The following is a 1,198-nucleotide window of genomic DNA, read 5'->3' as shown; positions in this document are numbered from 1 at the left end:
CTTGCTGTAGCAGACCCAGTATATTTACTGCTTGAATCAATTGCTGCAGAAGAATCAAAACTTAGAGCTGATTTTAATAATGCAGCAAAGGAAAATCTTCTGAGCTATGCAACCGGTGATTATCTGGATGCCATGGGATATTATGTTAATACTCCACGTCTTCAGTCTTCAGGCTCTACTACAACTATAAGATTTACATTAAATACCACCGTTTCAGATTCTGTATATCAGATCCCTAAAGGAACCCTAATTACAGATGGTTCAATTAACTTTGCAACTGATGAACTGGCATTTATTGCCATTGGTTCTACTTATGTTGATGTAAAGGCAACAGCAGTTGATGCTGGAAGCTTTTCTAATGGTATTGCTATTGGTGCCATAAATCAGTTGGTTGAACCTCTTCCTAACATGGAATCTGTGACCAACATGACTATTACTAGCGGTGGAGCTGATAAAGAAGAAGATGATGCTTATGCAGATAGAATCAGACTTGCACCTTCTTCATTCTCAGTAGCTGGTCCTCAAGGCGCTTATCAGTATCACACCTACTCTTACAGTTCATCAATCATAGATGTATCAATTTATGGCTTAGAGGAACATCCTGGCAACGTTTATGTTCACCCATTACTAACAGATGGTGCTATTCCTGAGCAAGCGTTTCTGGATGGATTAAAGGCACATCTTTCAGATGAGACTATAAGACCTCTTACAGATAATGTGCTTGTTTCTGCACCAAAAGCTGTTGATTACACCATTGAATTAACCTGGTACCTATCATCAAAAGATACAGATAAAATTAACCAGATTACTGCAGATGTAACAAAAGCTGTAGAAAGTTACAGACAATGGCAACAGGCAAAAATCAACAGAGATATTACACCGGATGAATTAACAAAACTTGTTATGCAGGCAGGCGCAAAACGTCTGGAAATTACTTCTCCTGAATTTACCGCTGTTGATAAAAATGAAGTGGCCCAGTGTGATATTTCTAATGTTGTTATTCATTTTGGTGGAACTGAGGAAGCTTAATCATGAATACCATGGATGATAAGGATAACATTGAGAAGCTTGCCCCTTCTTCAATCAAAAAAGATAAAACGGTCAATAACGTTATAAAGGCAACAGACTGTAATCTTTCAAAAGTTCATCAGCATCTTAATGATGCTGTTTTTTTATATAGAATCAATGAACTTTCAAG

At 37.4% G+C, this 1,198-nt stretch carries 1 protein-coding gene; it reads left to right on the top strand.

Features of this window, described 5'->3' with window-relative positions:
* A partial coding sequence (locus tag ACJML3_RS00295; protein ID WP_406019626.1) for a baseplate J/gp47 family protein occupies positions 1 to 1,029 on the top strand: 1,029 nt, incomplete at its 5' end.
* Positions 1,030 to 1,198: the final 169 nt, after the last annotated feature.

The organism is Succinivibrio sp. (genome assembly GCF_045124615.1).
In the GTDB taxonomy this organism is placed as follows: domain Bacteria; phylum Pseudomonadota; class Gammaproteobacteria; order Enterobacterales; family Succinivibrionaceae; genus Succinivibrio; species Succinivibrio faecicola.
Note: the sequence above shows the minus strand (reverse complement) of the source record. Positions and strands in the feature narration are given on the sequence as shown.